Here is a 9214-nt window from a genome sequence, read left to right on the forward strand (position 1 = left end):
GTGCGTACCGGGCTGAGAGGCGGTGTAAGTGAACTGTAGTTGCCATGTTTTACGGCAATGAGAGCAGAGATAGCGCTGATGTCCGGCAGTGCTTTTGCCGTTACGCACCACGCCTTCAGTAGCGGAGCAGGAAGGACATCTGATGGAAATGGAAGCCACGCAAGCACCTTAAAATCACCATCATACACTAAATCAGTAAGTTGGCAGCATTACCCGCAGAACGTAAAATCTTATTCTGGTACGACCCGATGTACCCCAATACGCGGTTCGATAAACCAGGTAAATCGCCGTTTATGGATATGGATCTGGTGCCGAAATATGCCGATGAAGAGAGTTCTGCGTCTGGTGTGCGCATTGACCCGACTCAGACGCAGAATCTGGGGGTGAAAACGGCTACCGTCACGCGCGGACCGCTGACTTTTGCCCAGAGTTTCCCGGCGAATGTCAGTTACAACGAGTATCAGTATGCCATTGTGCAGGCTCGCGCTGCCGGGTTTATCGACAAGGTGTATCCGCTTACCGTGGGCGATAAAGTACAAAAGGGCACACCGCTTCTCGACCTGACCATTCCTGACTGGGTGGAAGCGCAGAGTGAGTATTTACTGCTGCGCGAAACCGGCGGTACGGCGACCCAGACTGAAGGCATTCTTGAGCGGCTGCGACTGGCGGGAATGCCGGAGGCGGATATTCGCCGCCTGATCGCCACGCAAAAAATCCAGACTCGCTTTACGCTCAAAGCGCCCATTGATGGCGTGATCACCGCGTTTGATCTGCGCGCGGGAATGAATATCGCCAAAGATAACGTGGTAGCGAAAATTCAGGGTATGGACCCGGTGTGGGTCACTGCTGCGATCCCGGAGTCTATCGCCTGGCTGGTGAAAGATGCCTCGCAGTTTACGCTCACCGTTCCGGCACGACCGGATAAAACACTCACCATCCGCAAATGGACGCTGCTACCCGGCGTGGATGCCGCGACCTGCACGCTGCAGCTGCGTCTGGAAGTCGACAACGCCGACGAGGCGCTAAAACCGGGCATGAACGCCTGGTTGCAACTCAATACCGCCAGCGAACCGATGCTGCTCATTCCGTCACAAGGGCTGATTGATACCGGTAGCGAACAGCGGGTGATTACCATTGATGCCGACGGGCGCTTTGTACCGAAACGCGTTGCCGTTTTCCAGGCATCGCAAGGTGTCACCGCATTACGCTCTGGTCTGGCGGAAGGTGAAAAGGTGGTTTCCAGCGGCCTTTTCCTGATTGATTCCGAAGCCAATATTTCTGGCGCACTGGAGCGGATGCGCTCTGAAAGTGCTACCCATGCGCATTGAGGGAATAACCAATGATTGAATGGATTATTCGTCGCTCGGTGGCGAACCGTTTTTTGGTGCTGATGGGCGCGTTGTTTCTTAGCATCTGGGGCACCTGGACCATCATTAATACGCCAGTGGATGCGCTGCCGGATCTCTCCGATGTGCAGGTGATTATTAAAACCAGCTATCCCGGGCAGGCACCGCAAATCGTTGAAAATCAGGTGACTTATCCGCTAACCACCACCATGTTGTCGGTGCCTGGCGCGAAGACTGTGCGTGGTTTCTCGCAGTTTGGCGACTCTTATGTGTATGTCATTTTCGAAGATGGTACCGATCCGTACTGGGCGCGTTCGCGGGTGCTGGAGTACCTCAACCAGGTACAGGGTAAGCTGCCTGCGGGAGTCAGCGCCGAGCTGGGGCCAGATGCCACGGGTGTTGGCTGGATCTATGAATATGCACTGGTGGATCGCAGCGGTAAGCACGATCTGGCCGATTTACGCTCATTACAGGACTGGTTTCTCAAATATGAGCTGAAAACCATCCCTGACGTTGCGGAAGTGGCGTCGGTGGGCGGTGTGGTGAAAGAGTATCAGGTGGTTATCGATCCCCAGCGCCTGGCGCAGTATGGCATCAGTCTCGCCGAAGTAAAAAGCGCGCTGGATGCTTCAAACTAGGAAGCGGGCGGTTCGTCGATCGAACTGGCGGAAGCGGAATATATGGTGCGCGCCAGCGGCTATCTGCAAACGCTCGACGACTTTAATCACATCGTTTTAAAAGCCAGTGAAAATGGCGTGCCCGTTTATCTGCGCGATGTTGCGAAGGTCCAGGTTGGCCCGGAGATGCGCCGGGGCATTGCCGAACTGAACGGCGAAGGCGAAGTGGCGGGCGGGGTGGTGATCCTGCGCTCCGGCAAAAACGCCCGAGAAGTGATCGCCGCCGTGAAGGACAAACTGGAAACGCTGAAAAGTAGTCTGCCGGAAGGCGTGGAGATAGTTACAACATACGATCGCAGTCAGCTCATTGACCGCGCCATCGACAACCTCAGCGGCAAGTTGCTGGAAGAGTTTATTGTGGTGGCGGTAGTCTGTGCGCTGTTTCTCTGGCATGTGCGCTCGGCGCTGGTGGCGATTATTTCGTTGCCGCTGGGGTTGTGTATTGCTTTTATTGTCATGCACTTCCAGGGACTGAATGCCAATATTATGTCGTTGGGTGGCATTGCGATTGCCGTCGGGGCGATGGTCGATGCTGCTATCGTCATGATCGAGAATGCGCATAAACGGCTGGAAGAGTGGCAGCACCAGCATCCTGACGCCACGCTGGATAATAAAACGCGCTGGCAGGTGATTACCGATGCATCTGTTGAAGTGGGGCCGGCGCTGTTTATCAGTCTGCTGATTATCACGCTGTCGTTTATTCCAATCTTCACCCTGGAAGGGCAAGAAGGGCGTCTGTTTGGCCCGCTGGCGTTCACCAAAACGTATGCGATGGCGGGTGCGGCGCTGCTGGCGATCGTAGTGATCCCGATCCTGATGGGTTACTGGATCCGTGGCAAAATTCCGCCGGAAAGCAGTAACCCGCTCAATCGCTTTTTGATTCGTGTTTATCATCCTCTATTGCTGAAAGTACTGCACTGGCCGAAAACCACGCTGTTGGTGGCAGCGCTTTCGGTGCTGACGGTTCTCTGGCCGCTCAATAAAGTTGGCGGGGAATTTTTACCGCAGATCAATGAAGGCGACTTGTTGTATATGCCATCGACGCTGCCGGGGATTTCCGCAGCAGAGGCGGCGAGTATGCTGCAAAAAACCGACAAGCTAATTATGAGCGTACCTGAAGTGGCGCGGGTATTTGGCAAAACCGGGAAAGCGGAAACCGCCACCGATTCTGCTCCGCTCGAGATGGTTGAAACGACCATCCAGCTTAAGCCGCAGGATCAGTGGCGGCCTGGCATGACGATGGACAAAATCATTGAGGGACTGGATAACACCGTGCGGCTGCCGGGGCTGGCGAATCTGTGGGTGCCGCCAATTCGTAACCGTATCGATATGCTCTCAACCGGCATTAAAAGCCCCATCGGCATTAAAGTTTCCGGCACTGTGCTGGCGGATATCGACGCGATGGCTGAGCAAATTGAAGAAGTAGCGCGAACGGTGCCAGGCGTGGCTTCTGCGCTTGCCGAGCGTCTGGAAGGTGGGCGCTATATCAACGTTGAGATTAACCGTGAAAAAGCCGCGCGTTACGGTATGACGGTGGCGGATGTGCAGTTGTTTGTGACTTCTGCGGTGGGCGGGGCGATGGTTGGCGAAACGGTGGAAGGGATTGCCCGTTATCCCATTAATCTGCGTTATCCGCAAAGCTGGCGCGATAGCCCGCAGGCACTGCGCCAGCTACCGATCCTGACGCCGATGAAGCAGCAAATCACCCTGGCAGACGTGGCCGACGTTAAAGTCTCTACCGGACCGTCGATGCTGAAAACCGAGAATGCGCGCCCGACGAGCTGGATTTATATCGATGCCCGCGATCGTGACATGGTGTCGGTGGTTCACGATTTGCAAAAAGCGATAGTTGAAAAAGTGCAGTTAAAACCGGGCACCAGCGTGGCATTCTCCGGGCAGTTCGAGCTACTGGAGCGCGCCAACCATAAGCTGAAACTCATGGTGCCGATGACACTGATGATCATCTTCGTGCTGTTGTATCTGGCATTCCGTCGGGTGGGCGAAGCGTTGCTGATTATCAGCAGCGTACCGTTTGCGCTGGTGGGCGGCATCTGGTTGCTGTGGTGGATGGGCTTTCATCTTTCTGTGGCAACGGGCACCGGTTTTATTGCCCTTGCCGGGGGCGCCGCCGAATTTGGCGTGGTGATGCTGATGTATTTACGTCACGCCATAGAGGCCGAGCCGTCGTTGAATAATCCGCAAACATTCAGTGAGCAGAAGCTGGATGAGGCGTTGTATCACGGCGCGGTACTGCGCGTGCGCCCGAAAGCGATGACGGTGGCGGTGATTATCGCCGGTCTGCTGCCGATTCTGTGGGGAACGGGGGCTGGTTCAGAGGTGATGAGCCGGATTGCCGCACCGATGATTGGCGGCATGATCACCGCGCCTTTGCTGTCGCTGTTTATTATCCCGGCGGCGTATAAGCTGATGTGGCTGCACCGACATCGGGTACGGAAATAAAAGCAGGATACCCCGTTTAACCGTGTGGATTGTGTCTTGCGACGATGGGCACTAAATGTTAAAAGGTGCCCCTCAACAAAAAAGACACACAGGGGAAAGGCGTGAAAAACGCGTCAACCGTATCGGAAGATACTGCGTCGAATCAAGAGCCGACGCTTCATCGCGGATTACATAACCGTCATATTCAACTGATTGCGCTGGGTGGCGCAATTGGTACTGGTCTGTTTCTTGGCATTGGCCCGGCGATTCAGATGGCGGGTCCGGCTGTATTGCTGGGCTACGGCGTCGCCGGGATCATCGCTTTCCTGATTATGCGCCAGCTCGGCGAGATGGTGGTCGAAGAGCCGGTATCCGGTTCATTTGCCCACTTTGCCTATAAATACTGGGGACCGTTTGCGGGCTTCCTCTCTGGCTGGAACTACTGGGTAATGTTCGTGCTGGTGGGAATGGCAGAGCTGACCGCTGCGGGCATCTATATGCAGTACTGGTTCCCGGATGTTCCAACGTGGATTTGGGCTGCCGCCTTCTTTATTATCATCAACGCCGTTAACCTGGTGAACGTGCGCTTATATGGCGAAACCGAGTTCTGGTTTGCGTTGATTAAAGTGCTGGCAATCATCGGTATGATCGGCTTTGGCCTGTGGCTGCTGTTTTCTGGTCACGGCGGCGAGAAAGCCAGTATCGACAACCTCTGGTGCTACGGTGGTTTCTTCGCCACCGGCTGGAATGGGCTGATTTTGTCGCTGGCGGTAATTATGTTCTCCTTCGGCGGTCTGGAGCTGATTGGGATTACTGCCGCTGAAGCGCGCGATCCGGAAAAAAGCATTCCAAAAGCGGTAAATCAGGTGGTGTATCGCATCCTGCTGTTTTACATCGGTTCACTGGTGGTTTTACTGGCGCTCTATCCGTGGGTGGAAGTGAAATCCAACAGTAGCCCGTTTGTGATGATTTTCCATAATCTCGACAGCAACGAGGTAGCTTCTGCGCTGAACTTCGTCATTCTGGTAGCATCGCTGTCAGTGTATAACAGCGGGGTTTACTCTAACAGCCGCATGCTGTTTGGCCTTTCTGTGCAGGGTAATGCGCCGAAGTTTTTGACTCGCGTCAGCCATCGCGGCGTGCCGATTAACTCGCTGATGCTTTCCGGAGCGATCACTTCGCTGGTGGTGTTAATCAACTATCTGCTGCCGCAAAAAGCGTTTGGTCTGCTGATGGCGCTGGTGGTAGCAACGCTGCTGTTGAACTGGATTATGATCTGCCTGGCGCATCTGCGTTTTCGCGCGGCGATGCGACGTCAGGGACGTGAAACACAGTTTAAGGCGCTGCTTTATCCGTTCGGCAACTATCTTTGCATTGCCTTCCTCGGCATGATTTTGCTGCTGATGTGCACGATGGATGATATGCGCTTGTCAGCGATCCTGCTGCCGGTGTGGATTGTATTCCTGTTTGTGGCATTTAAAACGCTGCGTCGGAAATAAGGCATTCACGCTACATCCGACAAAACGATGTCCGCTCTCATCCATTCGATGAGAGCGGTTTTTTTAATTACTGCTTAAATGCACCCGCCAGAGAGCGAATATCATTGCCGGCTGGCGACTGATGAAGTCGCAGACCAAACTCTTCGACAATCGCAAATATGTGATCGAATATATCAGCCTGAATGCTTTCATATTCCAGCCACACCACGGTGTTGGTAAACGCGTAGATCTCGAGCGGTAAACCGTTATCACCTGGAGCCAGTTGGCGTACCATTAAGGTCATATCTTTACGAATCCGCGGATGGTTACGCAGATATTCGTTCAGATAGGCACGAAAGGTTCCAATATTGGTCATTCGGCGCAGGTTTAATATCGACTCCGTAGAACCTTGCTGGCGATTCCACTCATTAATTTCCTGATGGCGGCTGGTTAAATAAGGTTTTAACAAGTGCGCTTTATTCAGACGTTGCATTTCGTCTTCATCAAGAAAACGAATACTGGTGACATCAATACTGATACTGCGCTTAATACGTCGCCCGCCAGATGCTGACATCCCGCTCCAGTTTTTAAAGGAGTCAGAAACCAGAGACCAGGTGGGAATAGTGGTAATGGTATTGTCCCAGTTACGCACTTTGACGGTGGTTAACCCAATATCGATCACCGCGCCATCCGCGCCGTATTTCGGCATCTCCAGCCAGTCGCCCAGTTTCAGCATATCGTTCGCGGAAAGCTGAATACCTGCCACCAGACCAAGAATCGGATCTTTAAATACCAACATCAGCACGGCAGCCATTGCACCAAGACCGCTGATCAGAATCGCTGGCGACTGACCAATCAGCAGCGAGATCATCAAAATGCCGACCAGGATTGCGCCGATCAGTTTAATCCCCTGAAATATCCCTTTCAGCGGTAACTGAGATGCCGCCGGGAATTTCTGCGCCAGATTCAAAATAACATCCAGCAACGAGAAGACTGAAAGCAGCGCATACATCATGATCCACAACTGCGCGCAGGTAGTCAGAATATCTGCCGCTTCGGTGCCTTTTTGCAGCCAGAATACCGCCTGAATATTGACGATAATCCCCTGCAGGGTAAAAGCTAAACGGTGGAAGAGTTTATTCTGGGTAATGATTTGCAACCAAAGCCGTGAACTGGCGATGGCACGTTTTTCGAAGGTCCGCAGTACCACCCAATGCAAAATAATATGCACCACGACGGCGGTCAGAAAAATAATACCGAAAATCATCACCATCGAGGTGGTGTGATCGATCTCAATACCCGCTAAATCCCCAACCTGGGATATTAAATCCTGCATAACGTCTCCTTTATACAACAGCAGCCTATGATGACGGCTGAAACAGGGTTATGCAAATCAGGAGAATCTGAGGGGAAATAGCCGGGCAGATGCCCGGCAAGAGAGAATTACACTTCGGTTAAGGTGATGTTTTGCGGCAGACGAGATTTCGGCAGCGTAGCGTTAAAATCTTCAACGCTGTGATGACCTACCGGAACAACCACCAGACTGGTGTAGCCTTTCTCTTTCAGACCAAATTCTGCATCGAGGATGGCGGCGTCAAAACCTTCGATGGGTACCGCGTCCAGACCCAGAGCCGCCACGCCGAGCAGGAAGTTACCGACGTTGAGATAAACCTGTTTTGCCATCCACTCTGCATCATCATGCAGATCTTTACGGTGCATATCAGCGAAGAACTTGCGACCTTTATCGTTCGCGGCTTTCGCTTCCGGCGTGGCAAAGCGGCCATCAGCATCTTCCTGGTCAACAACCAGCTTCAGCCAGGCATCGACCATCGCGGTTTTTGCACAGAACACCACGACGTGCGAGGCATCAAGTATTTTACGTTCGTTGAACATATAATTACCGGCAGCGGATTTGGCAACACGCGCTTTACCTTCTTCCGTGCTGGCAACAATAAAATGCCACGGCTGGGAGTTGGTGCTGGATGGGCTGTATTGCAGGAGAGTTTTGATCTGCTCGGCCTGTTCCGGGGTAAGTTTTTTACTGGCATCAAATGCCTTAGTGGAATGACGCTTTAAGGCGACAGAAATGATATCCATAAAGACTCCATGTGAAAGTAATTTTGCGTGCCAGCAGATTACAGGGTTCAACGAGAAATGGTAAGCGAGAAAAATGCGCTATAGATTTCCGCTTTAGCCTAGACGCACTCTTTTTTGATCGCGTTTAGCCAGACCATCAACCACCAGATTCCACGAATCGTTGATCAGATCGCGAAGTAACGCTTCGGAGATTTCCTCGCCGGGATACACCGAAATCCAGTGCTTTTTATTCATGTGATACCCTGGCTTAATGCTCGGGTATATCTGCTGATTTAACAGGGATTTTTGTGGATCGGACTTCAGATTGATAAAGGGGACGCCGCGCAGCTCCGACGACAGCATAAAAATTTTGCCGCCAATTTTAAAAACATCGAACTCCGGGCCAAAAGGCCAGCAAAGCTCGACAAAGGGTAACTCAAGGGCCAGGCGTTTCGCCGTTTCGTGCAGTGATTGCTTATCCATAAACGTTCCTTTAGGCGAAGGAGAATAAGCAAAGTATGCCGCGAAGTACGGCGATAATCGACGTTTAATCCGCCAGCGAGAACCAGCGTCGCCAGATAAAGCGCAGAACAAAATACTCAATAGCGCCCAGCACTAAAAACCACAGACAAAACAATAAAGTGTAAAGCTGGCTAAGATCCATCAGATGGAACATGGTCACCAGTTTTTGTGCCAGCGTCAGCCCCAGTGCGGGGGCGGGCAGCAGCAGGCAAGAGAGGAAAGCCATCAGCAAAATGCCTGCTGCGGTAGTCAAGGTTTCTAAAGGGTGTTTCATAACATTGTTAAATGTAAGTTAAAACACCATTGTCAGGGATATTCTTCTGTAAGGCAATTCCCTACTTAGTCACCGGCCCAGATCTCACAATGCTTTTTCACCAGCCCAATCAGCGAGCCACCATCGGCGACGAAATCGCGCATCAGCTGCGCTTCATTCAGACCGCTGACGACCTGGCGATGCAGGGCCTCAATCGCGCTCGATGCACCAATTTTATGTGCGGAAGGGGTAATGCCAGTCAGTTAAGCAACTGACTGGCTCTTTTTCGGGGCTGTGGGGTATTTCCAGGGCCTCTCCTTTACCACTCTCGGGAAGGCCCTTCCCCTTCTCGTCGGTAATTTCACAAGTTGTCCCATACTTGCAAGATCGCGCATCAGCTCCGGTATACGTCCCGGTGAAGCG

Annotated in this window: 6 protein-coding genes and 4 pseudogenes; 3 read left to right on the plus strand and 7 right to left on the minus strand. The window is 52.7% G+C overall.

Annotated features, from left to right (window positions below; all coding sequences use genetic code 11):
- On the minus strand, nt 1–159 hold a 159-nt coding region (locus BFF42_RS05370), incomplete at its 3' end, for an IS1 family transposase (protein ID WP_032277379.1).
- Between the two features lie 56 nt (nt 160–215).
- On the opposite strand from BFF42_RS05370, the pseudogene cusB reads away from it, so the two are divergent.
- The 3 genes and pseudogenes from cusB to pheP all read left to right on the plus strand — a co-directional run.
- Nucleotides 216–1328 (plus strand): annotated as a pseudogene (cusB, locus tag BFF42_RS05375) (Cu(+)/Ag(+) efflux RND transporter periplasmic adaptor subunit CusB); the annotation flags it as partial.
- 11 nt (nt 1329–1339) lie between these two features.
- Nucleotides 1340–4483: pseudogene (gene cusA, locus BFF42_RS05380) on the plus strand (Cu(+)/Ag(+) efflux RND transporter permease subunit CusA).
- Between the two features lie 101 nt (nt 4484–4584).
- Nucleotides 4585–5961 carry a phenylalanine transporter gene (gene pheP / locus BFF42_RS05385; protein ID WP_000786305.1) on the plus strand — a complete coding sequence of 459 codons (1377 nt, stop codon included), beginning with the start codon at nt 4585–4587 and terminating at the stop codon, nt 5959–5961.
- 67 nt (nt 5962–6028) lie between these two features.
- On the opposite strand, the gene ybdG is transcribed toward pheP, so the two are convergent.
- The 6 genes and pseudogenes from ybdG to BFF42_RS05410 form a co-directional block, all read right to left on the minus strand.
- Nucleotides 6029–7276, minus strand: coding sequence for a mechanosensitive ion channel YbdG (gene ybdG, locus BFF42_RS05390; protein ID WP_001153160.1), 1248 nt, complete (start codon nt 7274–7276; stop codon nt 6029–6031).
- Between the two features lie 107 nt (nt 7277–7383).
- Nucleotides 7384–8037 carry an oxygen-insensitive NAD(P)H nitroreductase gene (gene nfsB, locus BFF42_RS05395; protein WP_000351459.1) on the minus strand — a complete coding sequence of 218 codons (654 nt, stop codon included), beginning with the start codon at nt 8035–8037 and terminating at the stop codon, nt 7384–7386.
- A 93-nt stretch (nt 8038–8130) separates the two neighbouring features.
- Nucleotides 8131–8499 (minus strand): MmcQ/YjbR family DNA-binding protein, encoded by a 369-nt coding sequence (locus BFF42_RS05400; RefSeq protein WP_000360949.1) that lies wholly within the window; start codon nt 8497–8499, stop codon nt 8131–8133.
- 64 nt (nt 8500–8563) lie between these two features.
- A complete protein-coding gene (locus BFF42_RS05405) occupies nt 8564–8812 on the minus strand; it encodes a DUF1158 domain-containing protein (protein WP_000682518.1) in 249 nt (82 codons plus the stop codon).
- Between the two features lie 65 nt (nt 8813–8877).
- Nucleotides 8878–9054: pseudogene (locus BFF42_RS26880) on the minus strand (YbdK family carboxylate-amine ligase); the annotation flags it as partial.
- Nucleotides 9055–9214 (minus strand): annotated as a pseudogene (locus tag BFF42_RS05410) (IS4 family transposase); the annotation flags it as partial. It lies immediately after the preceding pseudogene.

This window comes from Shigella sp. FC1661, assembly GCF_001712525.1.
Lineage (GTDB): Bacteria > Pseudomonadota > Gammaproteobacteria > Enterobacterales > Enterobacteriaceae > Escherichia > Escherichia coli.